General features: G+C 59.1%; 12 protein-coding genes. 7 read left to right on the forward strand and 5 right to left on the reverse strand.

Annotated features, from left to right (window positions below; all coding sequences use genetic code 11):
* The 4 genes from V8J84_RS13615 to V8J84_RS13630 form a co-directional block, all read right to left on the reverse strand.
* The coding region (locus V8J84_RS13615) for a TRAP transporter permease (RefSeq protein ID WP_339932081.1) at positions 1-1,971 on the reverse strand (1,971 nt) is incomplete at its 3' end.
* Positions 1,972-2,041: 70 nt separating this feature from the next.
* A complete protein-coding gene (locus V8J84_RS13620; RefSeq protein WP_339932083.1) occupies positions 2,042-3,049 on the reverse strand; it encodes a TAXI family TRAP transporter solute-binding subunit in 1,008 nt (335 codons plus the stop codon).
* 130 nt (positions 3,050-3,179) lie between these two features.
* Positions 3,180-4,517, reverse strand: a complete 1,338-nt coding sequence (locus V8J84_RS13625; RefSeq protein ID WP_339932085.1) for a sigma-54-dependent transcriptional regulator — start codon at positions 4,515-4,517, stop codon at positions 3,180-3,182.
* Positions 4,510-6,261, reverse strand: a complete 1,752-nt coding sequence (locus V8J84_RS13630; RefSeq protein WP_339932087.1) for a sensor histidine kinase — start codon at positions 6,259-6,261, stop codon at positions 4,510-4,512. The genes V8J84_RS13625 and V8J84_RS13630 overlap by 8 nt, the downstream gene beginning before the upstream one ends.
* Before the next feature lie 138 nt (positions 6,262-6,399).
* Here V8J84_RS13630 and V8J84_RS13635 point away from each other — a divergent pair, with 138 nt between their 5' ends.
* On the forward strand, positions 6,400-9,600 hold the full coding sequence (locus tag V8J84_RS13635) for a reductive dehalogenase (RefSeq protein ID WP_339932089.1): 3,201 nt from the start codon (positions 6,400-6,402) through the stop codon (positions 9,598-9,600).
* A 9-nt stretch (positions 9,601-9,609) separates the two neighbouring features.
* Here V8J84_RS13635 and V8J84_RS13640 read toward each other — a convergent pair whose 3' ends face one another.
* Entirely contained in the window at positions 9,610-10,635 is a 1,026-nt protein-coding gene (locus tag V8J84_RS13640) for a LacI family DNA-binding transcriptional regulator (RefSeq protein WP_339932091.1), read from the reverse strand.
* 301 nt (positions 10,636-10,936) lie between these two features.
* Between V8J84_RS13640 and hisD the strand changes: the two genes are divergently transcribed.
* The 6 genes from hisD to comE are packed head-to-tail and all read left to right on the forward strand — an operon-like array spanning position 10,937 to position 15,536.
* Complete coding sequence (gene hisD, locus V8J84_RS13645; RefSeq protein WP_339932093.1) at positions 10,937-12,244, forward strand: histidinol dehydrogenase; 1,308 nt, start codon at positions 10,937-10,939, stop codon at positions 12,242-12,244.
* Positions 12,245-12,255: 11 nt separating this feature from the next.
* Positions 12,256-13,017, forward strand: a complete 762-nt coding sequence (locus tag V8J84_RS13650; RefSeq protein ID WP_339932095.1) for an SDR family NAD(P)-dependent oxidoreductase — start codon at positions 12,256-12,258, stop codon at positions 13,015-13,017.
* Positions 13,014-13,994 (forward strand): alcohol dehydrogenase catalytic domain-containing protein, encoded by a 981-nt coding sequence (locus V8J84_RS13655; RefSeq protein ID WP_339932097.1) that lies wholly within the window; start codon positions 13,014-13,016, stop codon positions 13,992-13,994. The genes V8J84_RS13650 and V8J84_RS13655 overlap by 4 nt, the downstream gene beginning before the upstream one ends.
* Positions 13,995-14,017: 23 nt before the next feature.
* Positions 14,018-14,428 (forward strand): universal stress protein, encoded by a 411-nt coding sequence (locus tag V8J84_RS13660; RefSeq protein WP_339932099.1) that lies wholly within the window; start codon positions 14,018-14,020, stop codon positions 14,426-14,428.
* 50 nt (positions 14,429-14,478) lie between these two features.
* Positions 14,479-14,985: a sulfopyruvate decarboxylase subunit alpha gene (comD, locus tag V8J84_RS13665; protein ID WP_339932101.1), complete on the forward strand. Its 507-nt coding sequence runs from the start codon at positions 14,479-14,481 to the stop codon at positions 14,983-14,985.
* The gene (gene comE, locus V8J84_RS13670; protein ID WP_339932103.1) at positions 14,982-15,536 is read left to right on the forward strand and encodes a sulfopyruvate decarboxylase subunit beta; all 555 of its coding nucleotides are present in this window, start codon (positions 14,982-14,984) and stop codon (positions 15,534-15,536) included. The genes comD and comE overlap by 4 nt, the downstream gene beginning before the upstream one ends.
* Positions 15,537-15,544: the final 8 nt, after the last annotated feature.

Raw genomic sequence — 15,544 nt, forward strand, 5'->3', positions numbered from 1 at the left:
AACACGGAAAAACAGCCCAAAAGGACGCTCCATACACCCCTGCAAAGCCGCAGAAAGCGCGTAAATTCCAACAACCGCAAACACAAATACGCGCAGCATCAACGGCCAATCGCCTGATAGAAATGGGGTATAGGCAAAAAGAACAGGTACAATATAAAGCCCCTTCGCCAGCTTCCAGCTTGCCACTCCGGTGGCCATTGCGGGCGCTTTGGCAATCGCGGCTGCAGTGAAAGCGGCGAGCGCCACTGGCGGCGTTACGTTGCTATCCTGGCTGAGCCAGAAGATGATCATGTGCGCCGATAGCAGCGCTGTCATTGCCACCGATTGCGGCACGACCAGATCACGCAGGGGGGCTGCGATTTCCAACGGGAGACCGCGCACAATGCCCGCAGCCTCATCATACGTCAGTGGACCGGCGAGCAATGCAGCCTGTTCAGGCACACCAAAAAGCAACACGGCGTTTGCGGCATCGGGCAGCGCGCCGGCTGCAAGTTCCGCAATGACAAACTGGTCGCTGATCATCCCTGAGAGGGCAGGGGCAGAGAGTGTGGCAAGCACGATATACGCAGCCGTTACGGGCAAACCCATGCCAAGGATCAAGCTGGCCAAAGCGATCAGGATGATTGCAATCAGGATATTCCCGCCAGCCCAGCTTGTGATCATCAGGCTGAACGTATTACCGATACCTGCCGTCGCAATCACGTTCACGATCAAACCCACGGAACACAAGAGAACCGCTGTCAGCACCATGCCTTTGGTGCCCAAAACAAACGCCTCGAACACGGCGCGCGGACCCATGCGGTTGCGGGTCAGCCAGCTTGCGGCAACGACAGCGATAATACCGAAAACAGCTGCGTATGTCGGCGTGAAGCCCGCTACAAGAAGGCCGATCAGGGTGCAGATCGGGATGAAAAAGCTTGCGCCGCCTTCGCGAAATGCACTTCCCAGTGTCTGACCTTCTGACGGCATGGGCGGCAGGTTGTGTCGCCGTGCCTCGATCCGCACAAAGAACGCGACTGACAGAAAGTATAGCAATGCGGGCAGGGCCGCGACGGCAACGATGGTTTCGTAAGGAATTTGCGTAAAGCTGGCCATGACGAAAGCGCCAGCGCCCATGATTGGTGGCATCAACTGCCCACCGGTTGAGGCCGCAGCCTCGACCCCGCCAGCGAATTTCGGCGCGAAACCCGCACGTTTCATCAGGGGAATCGTAATGACGCCGGTGGATGCGGTATTGGCGACAGCGGAGCCAGAGATGGTTCCGGTCAGGCCGGATGCGATAATCGCAACGATTCCGGGTCCTCCTACCATGCGCCCCGCGATTGCGCGTGCCATGTTGATCACAAATTCACCCGCGCCCGAGCGCAGCAGAAACGCGCCAAAGATGATGAACAGAAAGACATAGGTCGATGAAATGCGGGCGATTGATCCGAACATCGCGTCGTCGCCGTAGATCGAGCGGAAAGCGACAGTCTCAACCGAGAGGCCGGGGAAAGAGAACACCCCGCCGACAAACTGGCCCCAATAGGCCACGTAGGTCAGCGACAAAATGATCAACACCGGAATGATCAGGCCCGCAACACGGCGCGTCAGTTCAATCGCGCCAAGGATACAGATGATTGCAGCGATCCAGTCTGGCAGTGCAAATTTAACGCCACGGTCATAGATCGCGTCCTCTGCTATCGACAACCAGACGGCAGAGGCGGCAACGGCAAGCCCAAAGATCAGGTCAATCGCGACGGGAAAGGCTTTGCCGTCTGGCCCGCGCCACATCGGATAAAGCACTGCGGCCAGAGCGGCAAAACCTGCAAAGTGGAATGCATTACGCTGAAGCTCTGACAGGACCGGATCAAACGCCACATAGATGTGCCCAACCGCAATCAAACAGCAAATCACCGATAAGATGGCATCCGGCAGCCCTGTAAAACTGCGCAGGGCGCTTGTGGTTTCGATTTCGTCTGACTGTGCCATTGGGACGTCCGCCTGCCTGAAAAAGAAAGGCCCGCACCGATCAGGGTGCGGGCCGCTTGGCTTTGGTTGCTTACTGCGCGATCAGCCGCTCGGGAATGTCGATCCCGACCTCGGCGTAGTAGCGTGCAGCACCGGGGTGCAGCGGCAGTGGCAGACCAGCGATAGCGTTTTCAATGGCCATCACTTTGGTCGCGGGGTGGATTGCCTGCAAGAATGGCAGGTTTTCATAGACGGTCTTGGTCAGCAGATAGACATGCTCTTCGGACACATCCGCGCTTGTCGCCAGGAAGTTTGGCTGTGCGATGGTTTGCACATCCGCATCCTGACCGGGGTAGGTGCCCGCAGAAATGGTGTAGGGTGTCCAAAGACCACGGTCACCATCGGCCTGCGCCATCTGTTCGTCGGTGAAGTTCAAAAGCGTCACGCTGTCACCTGCGGAGGCCATCAGCTGGCTGATTGCGCCAACCGGCACACCTGCGGGGATACCGGCGGATTTCACCTGACCGTTTTGCAGTGCTTCAGCCGATGGGCCATAGCCGCCGAACATCAGTTCGTAGTCGCTTTCGATATCAATGCCAAAGCCTGACAGGATCGTCGCGTTTGATCCGATTGTGCCAGAGTTCTGGCGGCCCATTGCAGCGCCTTCGCCCTTCAGGGCGACCATATCTTCCATGGTGCCAGTCGTTGCGGCGTCCGACGCCACAAGGAAGTGCTCCACGTTCTGCCACAGCATCGTCACCGAGCGCAGGTTTTCCTGTGGGCCGACCTCTTCCAACGGGCCGGTGCCGGATGCGGCGTAAAAGCCGTAAAGGCCCTGCATGATCCCGAACTGTGCCTCGCCTTCGCGGATCAGGCGCACGTTTTCGCCCGAACCGGCAGAGCTGATGGCAGACATGCCGATCTTTTCGCCCGGCTGCAGCTTGACCTTCACAAGCGTGGCCAGCGCCACACCAACCGGATAATACGTGCCGCCAGTCGATGCAGTGGCCAACACATAGTTGGCCTCATCCTGCGCCTGTGCGCTGACGCCGCTGATTGCGATCGTCGCGGCAAGTGCCGCTGTCTTGAAGTGCTTCATGGTTTCCTCCCAGAAAATGACCCGCAAGGCGGGGCTGTAGTGAAGTGGGTAAAGCAAACGCGAACATGGCAATATGAGTCAATCCGCAGACCGACACAAAACGCCCTGCGGAAATCCGCAGGCGGGCCGATCAATCCAGTAACTTGTCTTTCTCAAGCCCTAGTTTCACAATCTTTTCGTTGAGTGTGCGCCGCCCGATGCCAAGCGCCTCGGCGACGGCATCCATGCGTCCGGCATGGGTCGAAATGGCCTGCGCGATCAGGGTGCTTTCAAACCGTGCAACCGCTTCCCTTAGCGTGGCGGGCACATCATCGACGCTGTCATCCAGCCGCAAAGCCTCTGCCACAGACCCGCCGCCACGCCGCGCTGCAAGCACCCGCCGTTCCGCAACATGCCGCAACTCGCGCACGTTCCCGGGCCACGGATAGGCAAGCAGCGCCACGGTATCCTCGGCGGTCAACGCAATCGGTTCGATCTCGTAGGTTTCGGCCAGTTGCGTGGCAAAGTGTTCAAACAAAAGGACAATATCGTCCCCACGCTCGGCCAATGGCGGCAGACGCAATTCAAAGGCGTTGAGGCGGAACAGAAAATCCTCACGAAAGCGCCCCGCGGCGACCATGGCAGGCAAATCTTCATTCGTGGCGGCGATTATGCGGACATCGGTTTGCACAATGTCATCGCTGCCAACGGGCTGGATTTGGCCGGTCTCAATGGCACGCAGCAGTTTGACCTGCACATCAACGGGGCAAGCGCCGACCTCATCCAGAAACAGGGTGCCACCATCGGCGCTACGAAAAGAGCCGCGCAGGTCGCCGGTATTGCCGAACACCTGTTCTTCCAGCCGCTCTGGTGCGAGGTTCGCGCAATTGATCGCAACAAATGCATGATCGCGTCGCGGCCCAAGCCGGTGCAGCGCGCGTGCCAGCAATTCCTTTCCTGTGCCTGTATCGCCAAGGATCAGAACGGGGCTATTGGTCACCGCAAGATCAACAGCCTCTGACCTCAGATCAGTGACACGCGGGTCATTGCCCAGCAAAACACGGTCCAGCCCTGACATCGACATCAGCTGTTCGCGCATCCGCTTTGCCATATCGGTCAGGCGGTGCTGTTCGGCGGCGTGTTTCAGAACGGTCAGCAGGCGGCGCGGTTCAAATGGCTTTTCCAGAAACGAATAGGCACCTTTCTGGATGGCATCGACTGCCATCGGAATATCCCCATGTGCAGAAATCAGCACAAGTGGCGGTCCTTGGCCGTCGCGCAGCGCATCCAGCACATCCAGTCCGGTCAGGCCCGGCATCCGCACATCTGACACGACCACATCGGGCGCGTTGCGCGGCAAATCCTGTAATGCGATTTGCGCGCTGGCATAGCTGTGCACGGTCCAGCCAGACCGCTCGAGCAAGGTCCGCAACGACCCGCGCATCTGCGCGTCATCATCAATCACGGTGATGCAAAAACCTTCAGCCATCGCGCGGTCCTTTCTGCGGAAGGGTGATCACAAAAATTGCGCCTTGCCCCGTCGCGTTGCGCGCGGCGAGAGTGCCACGCATCTCGCTCACAATCTGGCCGGATATGGCAAGACCCAGCCCCATGCCCTGACCGGATGGTTTGGTGCTAAAGAACGGCTCTGTCAGGTCGGTTATGTCCATGTCACCCAGTCCGGTGCCATTGTCTGCCACCTCGATCCGTATCTGATCGTCATCTGCGTGCATGGTCAGCTTTACAGCCGCGTCGGGCTGTCCCGTGGCGGCATCAATGGCATTGCGGAGCAGGTTCACGATCACCTGCTCAAATCGTTCGGGTTGACCGTGTAGCCGCAGGGCTGTGGGATGCATTTGCACATCAAGCCCCACACCCGCAGCCTTGGCCGTGTGGCTGACAAGTTTCACAGCGGCGGTCAGCGTCTCGTTCACATCAAATGCTGTGGTCAGGTCGCTGGGCGGACGCCCGAACAGCCGCAACTGACCCAGGATGCGTTGCATCCGCTCTACCAGACCTGTCATTTCAGGCAGGACCGATCCGGGGGTCGCCCCAGTCGCAATCTCCTCGGCCACCAGATAGTTGCGCATGGCCGAAATGGGTTGTCCCAACTCATGCGTGATTGATGCCGACAACTGACCAAGTGCCGCAAGCTGGTTTTGACGCGCCAGCGCCTTGCGCGCGGCCTCAAGCCTGACCTCTGCCGCTTTGCGATCCTCGATCTCGGTGGCCAGCCTGCGCCTGTCTGCGTTTGATATCGCAAGGGCCTGTCGCAGTTGAGAGGCGCGATAAACAGCCGCCGCGACACCCAGCGCGAAAACCGCCATCAGGCCAAACGCGATATAGGCCATCGCCTGACGTTGCAGTGTGCGCAGCGGGGATATCAGGTGCAATGTCCAGTCTTCCTGCCGCAACTGCGCTGTCGTCCAAACATAATCGGTGCCATTCAAACGCGCCCTTGCCGGTGCAGAGGCGGACCAGTCCAACGGAAACAGCGCTTGATCGCCAAACTGTCGCTGCTCGGCCAAGCGGGCCTCTTGATCAGGCGTAAGCGGTGCGAGCAGGCCATATGTCAGATCGGGGCCTGAACTGGCCAGCACGACGTTTTGCGCGTTCGTGACAAACACCAGCTGGCCGCTTTGTGTCAGGGTCTGGCTAAGGTCGTTGAAGGCAATCTTCACAACGACCACGCCGCTGATCGCGCCTTGAAGATCGCGCACAGGCTCTGCGATGAAATACCCCGGCCTGCCCGTGGTCACACCAACCGCATAAAACCGCCCTTCGCCGCCTGCGATAGCATCGCGGAAATACGGGCGGAACCGATAGCTGCGGCCCACAAGGCTTTCGGCATCGGCAAAGTTGGACGACGCAACCGTGCGCCCGTCGCGGTCCAGCACAAAGATAAACTCGGCATCCGCACGCTGCGCGATATCGGCCAGAACCGGATTAAGCTGCGTTGCGTCATCTTTCTGCAACGCCTGTTGTACGCCAGTATCAAGTGCAAGGACATGAGGCAGATGTTCAAGGCGTGTCAGGGCCGCGTCCATCGCATCCGCAAAAAACTGCGCGCGCTGCGGTGCCATCCGTTCTTCGTTGCGCAGGAATTGGGCGGTCAGCGCGAGATAAATCACATAGCAAATCACCAGCGCGGCCCCGATAATCACAACAGCAAACCACGCACGGGGGCGGGTCCAGCCGGGTCGCGGGACAGAGGATTGCATGGCGGATGTCATGCGCGCAGGTTACGCAGACCAAAATGCGATGCGCAAGCAACCGGACAGCACGCTTGGGTTTTGCAATCCGGTGCAAATCACGGCACGGTGGCCACGGATGCGGCGCAAGCGCCTGATCACTGACTGAAAGTTTCCGCCATGCGCCTGTTTTCGACCAAAGACCGTCCCGTTCATATGGGTCCTTATCCGGTGGAACGGTTGGCGCGGTCGGATAACTTGCCTGATCTTGCGGCGATCCTTTTGACGCAACCGCTATCCTTTGACAGACCTGACGATCCACGATCCATCGTCAATGCCATGCGCGAACATCAGGCGATGCTGGATACGATCCGCGACGGGCTGGTGAATGGCACAGTCGCTGCCGCCCCGACCGACCCTGCGAAGCGGGCCAATCATCTCAAGGCGTTCGGCTTTTTTGCGGATGCAGCTGACGTTGGCGCATGTCGTCTTCCTCAAGACGCTTTGCGCGATGCTTACGAGAACGCAGATGTCGAGCGGCTCGCGCAGGACCTCAAGACGCGGCAAACCAAAACGCTGGCCTCCGGCATCGACATGATCATGGCGGATTTGCGCGACAGCGTGAACGCAGAGCCGACGCCGATTGATCATCATACCCACGCCCTTGTTTTTCTTTATGAAAACCCCCGCGATCCTGAGGTTGAGGAGCCGGGCTGCGACTGGATCAAGGATGCACAGGCCCATCGTGCGGGTCTTCTGGCGGCGGAGACAGCCGTAGTGATCGCCAATTACCTGCGCCTGCTGGGGCATGATGCACGCGGTCATACGGTCACCAGTTCTGACGTGGATTTGGGGCGGCTTGCTGTGGCGGCGGGCTTGGTCACGCTGGAAAACGACGCGCTGACACACCCTTACATCGGCACGCGGTTCGGGCTTGCGGCAGTGACAACCACGTTTCAAATCGCGACCGATAAACCGCTGATGCCTTTGGCCAATCAACCCAATTCGGCCTTTGGTGCGGCTTGGCGCTTTGGCACCGGCAGCGCAAAAACGGCGTCCAATGCTGTGCCTTTTGCCAAACGGCGTTTCGTCGACGGGGCGCACCCGTTCGAGACGCTGACCCGTGTTAACGAACCGACCACCTATATTGACGAGCCGAACGTGGCCCGCGTGCCCAAACGCACCGACATGTTCGCCCGTGCGCAGTTTGGCGATATGGGACCAAAGATGCAGGGCGCATCCAAGGGCGGGCATTATGTGCGCAAAGCGGCCCCGTCCATGGCGCAACGCCGCGCGTTGGGGGCTTTTGTCCTTTTGCAGGATGGCGAGGTGACGCAAGCAAAGACCAAGATCGACCCGCAAGAGGCGGCGGCGCTGGTCAAGGCGACAAGCTATTATCTGGGCGCTGATGCCGTGGGTATTTCGCGTTGCCCTGAATGGGCGTGGTATAGCCACGACGCGCGCGGTGAGCCGATCATTCCGCCGCACGATCAGGCGATCAACATGATCATCGACCAAGGCTATGAAACGATGGAAGGCTCAAGCGGTGATGACTGGATCGCCGTAGCGCAATCCATGCGGGCCTATTTGCGGTTCTCGCTCTTGGGCGGTGTCATCGCCCGCCAGATCCGCAATCTGGGATATAGCGCAAAGGCGCATACCGTGATGGACGGCGAAGTGTTGCAGCCACCGTTGCTGCTGCTGTCGGGGCTGGGCGAGGTCAGCCGCATCGGCGAGGTGATCCTGAATCCGTTTCTTGGCCCGCGCCTGAAATCGGGAACAATCACCACCGACCTGCCGATGGCCCATGACAAGCCGATTGATTTCGGGCTGCAACGGTTTTGCGAAAGCTGCAACAAATGCGCGCGCGAATGTCCAAGCGGTGCGATCACTGCAGGTCCGAAACTGATGTTCAACGGCTATGAAATTTGGAAGTCCGACAGTCAGAAATGCGCGACCTACCGTGTCACGACCGAAGGCGGCGCTATGTGCGGGCGCTGCATGAAAACCTGCCCGTGGAACCTTGAAGGCATCTTCAAAGAAAAACCGTTCCGCTGGGCGGCGATGACTTTGCCCCAAGCCGCCCCCGCTTTGGCGCGTCTGGATGACAAGCTGGGCAACGGCGGACTGAACCCCGTCAAGAAATGGTGGTGGGACCTTGAGATCAACGAAGACCGCGGCTACCGGCCGACTGACAAACCTGTCAACGCACGGTCCCTGCAGACCGATCTCGATCTGAAGTACGCGGATCAGACTCTGGCGGTTTATCCCGCCCCGCTTGCCCCGCATCCCTATCCCTATCCGTTCCCGATGGACCGCGAGGCGGGCATCGAAGCGTATCAGGCGATGATCACAGCCGAGGAATATAAGGCGCGTCTGGACCGCGGCGACAACAGCAAGGTGCACATCTACACAGCCGATGGCGAAAGCCCCGTTATTCAGGTGGTCATCACCCGCGCCGAGCAAAGTGCCAAAGATGTCATGGTTTATGAGTTCGCCCCCGTCGATGGCGGTGACCTGCCACGATGGGACGCTGGCGCACATCTTGATATCGTCGTCGCGCCCGAATTTTTGCGCCAGTATTCCATGTCAGGTGATCCCGCCGACCGCAGCAAATATCAAATCGCTGTCCTGAAGGAACACGCTGGTCGTGGCGGATCGCTCTTGATGCATCGCATTTTTGATATCGGGCGCAGACTGTTTATCTCCAAGCCGATCAACCATTTCCCGCTTGATCCGACAGCCACCAAAACCATCCTGATGGGCGGCGGTATCGGTGTGACGCCGCTGATTGCGATGGGGCATGCGCTTCATGCGGCTGGTCGGGACTTTGCCCTGCATTATTCGGGTCGGTCGCGGGCCACGATGGGGTTACTGGCAGATATCGCAGGCTTTGCATGGGCTGACCGCGTGCATCTGCACATCAGTGATGAAGGCACGCGCGCTGATATTGGCGCTATTCTTTCGGGGTATCAGGACGGCTGGCACGTTTATACCTGCGGGGCAGAGGCCTACATGAAGACCGTCATCGCCGCAGCAAATGCCGCCGGATTTCCCGAAGATGCCCAGCACCTTGAGTATTTCTCGGTGCCGGATCAGCCCGACTATGTGAACCATCCGTTCAAGCTGACACTGGCCAGATCGGGCAAGACCTTTGACATTCCTGCCGATAAATCCGCCACCGATGTCTTGCAGGACAACGGGATCACGGTGGATGTGAAATGCGCTGATGGTATCTGCGGCGTTTGCAAATGCGGCTTGCTGTCGGGCGATGTGGAGCATCGCGATTTTGTTCTGTCCAAGGCGCAGCGCCGCGACAGTATCATCCTGTGCCAAAGCCGCGCTACACAAGACGGTGGCACAATCGAGGTCGATCTTTAGCGCGCGGGCCTAGGGTGCTTTTGGCGGCCCAACCGACTGCCGCGTGACAATCTGGGCACCAAGATCCTCAGAGACGCCAGTGCGCTTTTCCTCGATCATCGCGATCAGTTCCTCGGCGGCGCGGGTGCCCATTTTGCGGTGCGGGACGCGTACCGTGGTCAATTCGGGTTGCGCAACTTCAGCCAGTTCGATGTCGTCAAAACCAGTGATTGAAACGTCCTCTGGGACGCGCAGACCCATTTGTTTCGCGCCGCGTAACGCCCCGACAGCCAGCACGTCATTGCCGCAAAATACGACGCTGGGACGGGGTTCTTGTTGCATCATCTGGGTGAAAGCCTCTGTGCCATGGCGAAAGCTATAGGGGACCTCGATCAGGGTCAGATCATCTGCATCAAGCCCGCCCGCCGTCATGGCATCCTTAACGCCTGCGATACGCATACGCGCACGGTCGTTGGCGCGGCTTACACCCGAAATCATACCGATGTGCCGGTGGTTCAGGGCGATGACCTGATCGGCCAATGCCCGCATGGCGGACCTGTTATCAAACCCGATCGACGGGGTTGCCACATCCTTGTCGTACGACCACGCGACCAGAACAGGGACCCGTTGCCGCGCTAGATAATCATAGATCGCCGGATCACGGTCATGGCCGATCAAAAGCAGGCCATCAGCCCCGCGTGCGACTAGCGTCCTGATCTGCTCTTCCTCGGCATCTGCCTGATAGGCCGAACTTGAAACCAACAATGTGTAACCGCGGCTATGAAGGCTTTCCTGAAACGCCTGAAGCCCGCGCGCGAAAATCGCGTTTTCCATCGTGGGGATGATGGCCCCGATGGTAAACGTCCGTTTGGCAGCCATGGACCGCGCGGCGAAATTGGGGGTGTAGCCAAGGCTCTTGATCGTGTCCTGCACGCGCACGCGGGTTTTGTCCGACACCATCTGCGGATCGTTGATGCAGCGTGAAACCGTCGCCGTGGACACGCCGGCCATACGGGCAACATCATCCAGCGTCGGAGGTGGTTTCATATCGGTCATGGGTGTCCTGTGGCGCACTTCATTGTTTTGCAGGTCATTCTATACCCCATCGCCGCGAAAATGAAAGCGCTTGCAAAAATGATGTAAGCGCTTACACTGCGCCTGACATTGAATCACTTCAGGGAGGGTGCGGGCCTGTGTTTCTGACAGTTTCGATCGCAGGCTTCGCGGGTGACGTACGCGAGTCCTCTCTAAATATCCCACCCGACCATTCCATTATCGGTTGTGCTGATGTGTGCCGCAAACGCGGCTGCTGCCACGACACTGCTGCCTGATATCTTTAAGTAGAAAGCACCTGTTTATGACACGCGAATATCTCAAAAAGGCAACCTTGACCGCGCAATCCGGGTCGTCCGAAGTGCACGACACCGTGGTTAGGATCCTCAACGATATCGAGGCGGGCGGCGACGCCAAGGCGATGGAATACGCAGCAAAGTTTGACCGCTATTCCGGCAACGTCCTGCTGACCGCTGATGAGATCGAGGCGGCGATTGCGCTGGTGCCGGAAAAGCTCAAGGCGGATATCCAGTTTGCCCACGACAACGTGAAACGCTTTGCGGAACTTCAGAAAAGCACCGTGGCCGATGTCGAGATGGAGATCGAGCCGGGCTTTATCGCGGGCCAAAAGGCGATCCCCGTAGATGCGGCTGGCTGCTATGTGCCGGGCGGGCGCTATAGCCACATCGCCAGCGCGATCATGACAGTGACCACGGCCAAGGTTGCGGGCTGCAAACATATCACCGCCTGTTCCCCGCCGCGCCCAGATGTGGGTGTCGCACCTGCGATTGTCTATGCCGCGCATATCTGTGGCGCTGACAAGATCATGGCGATGGGTGGCGTGCAGGGCGTTGCTGCGATGACATTCGGTCTGTTCGGCCTGCCCAAGGCCAACATTCTTGTGGGTCCCGGCAACCAGTTTGTTGCCGAAGCCAAACGTATCCTTTTCGGGCGCGTGGGTATCGACATGATCGCAGGTCCGACGGACAGCCTGATCCTGGCTGATGGCCATGCCGACCCGCATATCGTTGCGACCGATTTGGTTTCGCAGGCCGAGCATGGCTACAACTCTCCGGTTTGGCTGGTCACGGATGATCGGGTTCTGGCGGAAAAGGTGATGGGTATGGTGCCGGATCTGATCGCGGATTTGCCCGAACTAAACCGCGATAACGCCTTTGCCGCGTGGCGCGATTATGCCGAGGTGATCCTATGTGCCAATCGCGAGGATATGGCCGCCTGTTCCGACGAATACGCGCCAGAGCATCTGACCGTGCAAGCCGATGATCTGGAATGGTGGCTGGATCGCCTGACCTGCTATGGCTCACTGTTTCTGGGCGAGGAAACGACGGTGTCTTACGGCGACAAGGCGTCTGGCACAAACCACGTGCTGCCCACATCGGGTGCGGCTGGCTACACCGGCGGTCTGTCGGTCCACAAGTATATGAAGATCGTCACATGGCAGCGGTCCACGCAGGCTGCCTCCAAGCGGGTTGCCGAGGCCACGGCACGTATTTCGCGGCTGGAAGGCATGGAGGGTCACGCCCGCGCGGCTGACGTGCGACTTGCCAAATACTTCCCCGGCGAAAACTTCGATCTGTCGGCAGAAGGCTAATGCCCGAGGCAGTGTCCGATCCCCGCGCCCTGTTTGACCTGACCGGAAAGGTGGCTTGCATCACCGGTGCCAGTTCTGGCCTTGGTCGTCATGCGGCATTTGTGCTGGCGGCGGCGGGGGCACAGGTCGTGGGTGTCGCAAGACGGCCCGATGCACTGGATAAGATGCGCGAGCAGATCGGCGCAGGGGCGTCAGCTGTCACTGCTGATATCGCGGATCGTGACGCCATCAAGGACATCGCGCAGGCGGTTGCTGCCCCCTTTGGCGCGCCGGATATCGTCATTCACGCCGCTGGTCTGAACACACGGGAAGCCGCAGACGATGTTACGGACGAGGGCTGGAACGCGACACTGGCGGTGAATTTGTCAGCGCCGTTTTTTCTGTCGCAGGCGCTTGTTCCCGCGATGAAAGCCAAAGGCTGGGGCAGGATCGTGAACTTTGCTTCACTGCAAACCACACGCGCCTTTCCCGGTGGCATCGCTTACGGCGCGACCAAAGGGGCCATCGGCCAACTGACCCGCGCAATGGCGCAGGACTGGTCACCACACGGCATCACCGCCAACGCAATCGGGCCGGGGTTCTTTCCGACAGAACTGACAGCAGCGGTGTTTGACGACGCGGACCGTGCGGCCCGTAACGCGGCGCAAACCTGCATTGGTCGTAACGGGCAAATGCGCGACATGGACGGACCGCTCTTGTTTCTTTGCTCGGATGCGTCGGCTTATGTGACGGGGCAGGTTCTGATGGTCGACGGGGGGTTCACAGCAAAATGAAAGCTCTTGTTTATGATGGTGTCGAAACGCTTGGCTTTCGTGATGTGCCCGATGCCGTTCCGCAAGCTGGCGAGCATCTGATCAAGATCATGGCAGTCGGGATCTGCGGGTCTGACATGCACGCCTATCTGGGCCACGATGCCCGCCGTCCGGCACCGCTGATCCTTGGGCACGAGGCGGCTGGTGTCATCACAGGTGGCCCGCGCGACGGGGAACGTGTGACGATCAATCCGCTTGTCACATGCGGCACCTGTTCTGCTTGCGCGGTCGGGCGCGACAACCTTTGCCCCGACAGGCAGATCATCTCGATGCAGCCACGCGAGGGGGCGTTTGCGCAATACGTGGCTATGCCCAAGGAGAACCTTGTTGCGGTGCCTGATGCGGTGCCGTTGACCAAAGCCGCCTTGGCAGAGCCTCTTGCAGTCAGTTGGCACGCGGCCCGTTTGGCGCTTGAGGCCTTGCCGCAAGCCGCGGATGCCAATGCGCTTGTTATCGGTGGGGGTGCGATTGGTCTGGCGGCTGCGCTGGCGTTGCGTGCGATGGGGCTCAGCGATGTAACCGTCGTTGAACCCAATGCCGCGCGCCGTGCTGTGCTGGCCGATACTTGTAGCCAAACCGCCGTTGCAGAGGCCAGCGACAGCTATGCGCTTGTCATTGATGCCGTCGGATACGCCGCGACACGCGCCACGGCATCGGCCCTTGCAGCCCCCGGTGGTGTGATTGCGCATGTGGGACTGGGTGAGGATACCGGCGGGCTGGATATCCGCCGCATGACTTTGCAGGAAATTACCTTTATCGGAACCTATACCTACACGATGCAGGATTTCCGCGACACCGCGCAGGCATTGTTTGACGGCAGGCTTGGCGCGCTGGACTGGATTGACCTGCGTCCCCTGGCGGATGGTGCGGCTGCTTTTGCGCAATTACGAGCAGGGCAGGTCGCATCGCCCAAGATTGTGCTAGAACCCTGGTCCTGAACCACACCAAAGGAGAGAGACAGATGTATCGCAAAATTCTTGTTCCCATGGCGCTGGATCATGGCGTGTCAGCCCAAACGCTCGCCATCGCAAATGCCCTGAAGACTGATGACGCTGAGCTGATCGCGCTGCATGTCTACGAAGCGCCGCAAGGGGCCGTGCTGGCCTATCTGGATGACGGCGTGGTCGAGGTTGCATTTGAACGCGCCCGCGAGACGCTGAACGAAAAAGTGGCGGGTATCGACGGGATCACACCGGTTGTCGTGTCCGGCCATTCCGCCCGCGCCATTATCGACTACGCCACAGATAACGCCGTTGATTGCATTGTCATCGGCTCTCACAAGCCGGGTCTAAGCGAATACTTTCTTGGCACCACCGCATCACGCGTTGTGCGGCACGCGCCTTGCGCGGTCCACGTGCACCGCAGCTCCTGATTTCGACATCCAAAGCGCGACAGCGCACCATTTAGAAAGGCTACCATCCGATGAACATCGACAAGAAGATCGTTGATGATCTTGTCGCCAACGATGTCTCGTTTGTGACCACCGTCCCCTGCAAGCAGCTGGCCGGTGTGATCGACGAGGTTGAGAACCGCGACGAGATTTTCCACATCCCCTCTAACAAAGAGGATGAAGGGATGGGCCTGTGCGCCGGTGCCTTTATGGGCGGCAAACGCCCTGCGATCATCATGCAGAACACAGCGATTGGCGTCACGATCAACACGCTGGCCACGCTGACGCAGTTTTACCGGATGCCGCTGCCGATGATTATCTCGTATCGTGGCGAGTTGCGCGAACCTGTCGCCTGTCAGGTGGAAATGGCCGTGCACACCAAGGCGCTTTTGGCGCAGATGAACATCCCGACCTACCACTTCCACTGGCAAAAAGACGTGGAGGAGTTCGACAACATCCTCAAATACACCTTCATGTGCAACAAACCCGTGGCGATCCTGACCGACGCCAACTTCTGGGGAGGCTATGGCGACCAATGATCCGTTCCGAAATTCTCAAAGAAATCGCCCCGATCCTGAATCCGCATCTTGTGGTGTGTAATATCGGTCTGCCCAGCCAAGAGCTGCACATGATCGACGACAACGAGCGTAATTTTTACATGCTCGGCACAATGGGTCTTGCATCCTCCATTGGCTTTGGTCTGGCGCTTGCGCAGGACAAACCTGTCATTTCCATCGACGGTGACGGGTCGGTCCTGACCAACCTTGGCACGTTGCCCACCATCGCCAACAATGCGACGGGCAACTACACGCTGCTGATCATCGACAACGGCTCTTACGGGTCCACCGGTGACCAGCCGACCTACGCAGGCAAAAAGACCAACCTGACAAACGTGGCCCGCGCGTGTGGTTGTGACAACGTGATCGAGGTGCAGGACAAAGACCTTGGCCCTGTGCTGCAAGACGCCATCGACAGCGACGAGATGACGATCATCGTGTGCAAGTGCGACAGCGGCAATATTAAGCTGCCTGTCATCACGCTTGATCCGGTCGTGATCCGTCACCGCTTTATGGAAGCAGTCGCCAAATGATCCGCGCC

Source organism: Yoonia sp. 208BN28-4, from assembly GCF_037543925.1.
Classification (GTDB): Bacteria; Pseudomonadota; Alphaproteobacteria; order Rhodobacterales; family Rhodobacteraceae; genus Yoonia.

Excerpts from the sequence above, each read along its gene's own strand:
- V8J84_RS13620 (WP_339932083.1), bottom strand. The coding sequence starts at position 3,049 with ATGAAGCACTTCAAGACAGCGGCACTTGCCGCGACGATCGCAATCAGC.
- V8J84_RS13625 (WP_339932085.1), bottom strand. The coding sequence starts at position 4,517 with ATGGCTGAAGGTTTTTGCATCACCGTGATTGATGATGACGCGCAGATG.
- V8J84_RS13630 (WP_339932087.1), bottom strand. The coding sequence starts at position 6,261 with ATGACATCCGCCATGCAATCCTCTGTCCCGCGACCCGGCTGGACCCGC.
- V8J84_RS13635 (WP_339932089.1), top strand. The coding sequence starts at position 6,400 with ATGCGCCTGTTTTCGACCAAAGACCGTCCCGTTCATATGGGTCCTTAT.
- V8J84_RS13640 (WP_339932091.1), bottom strand. The coding sequence starts at position 10,635 with ATGACCGATATGAAACCACCTCCGACGCTGGATGATGTTGCCCGTATG.
- hisD (WP_339932093.1), top strand. The coding sequence starts at position 10,937 with ATGACACGCGAATATCTCAAAAAGGCAACCTTGACCGCGCAATCCGGG.
- V8J84_RS13655 (WP_339932097.1), top strand. The coding sequence starts at position 13,014 with ATGAAAGCTCTTGTTTATGATGGTGTCGAAACGCTTGGCTTTCGTGAT.
- V8J84_RS13660 (WP_339932099.1), top strand. The coding sequence starts at position 14,018 with ATGTATCGCAAAATTCTTGTTCCCATGGCGCTGGATCATGGCGTGTCA.
- comD (WP_339932101.1), top strand. The coding sequence starts at position 14,479 with ATGAACATCGACAAGAAGATCGTTGATGATCTTGTCGCCAACGATGTC.
- comE (WP_339932103.1), top strand. The coding sequence starts at position 14,982 with ATGATCCGTTCCGAAATTCTCAAAGAAATCGCCCCGATCCTGAATCCG.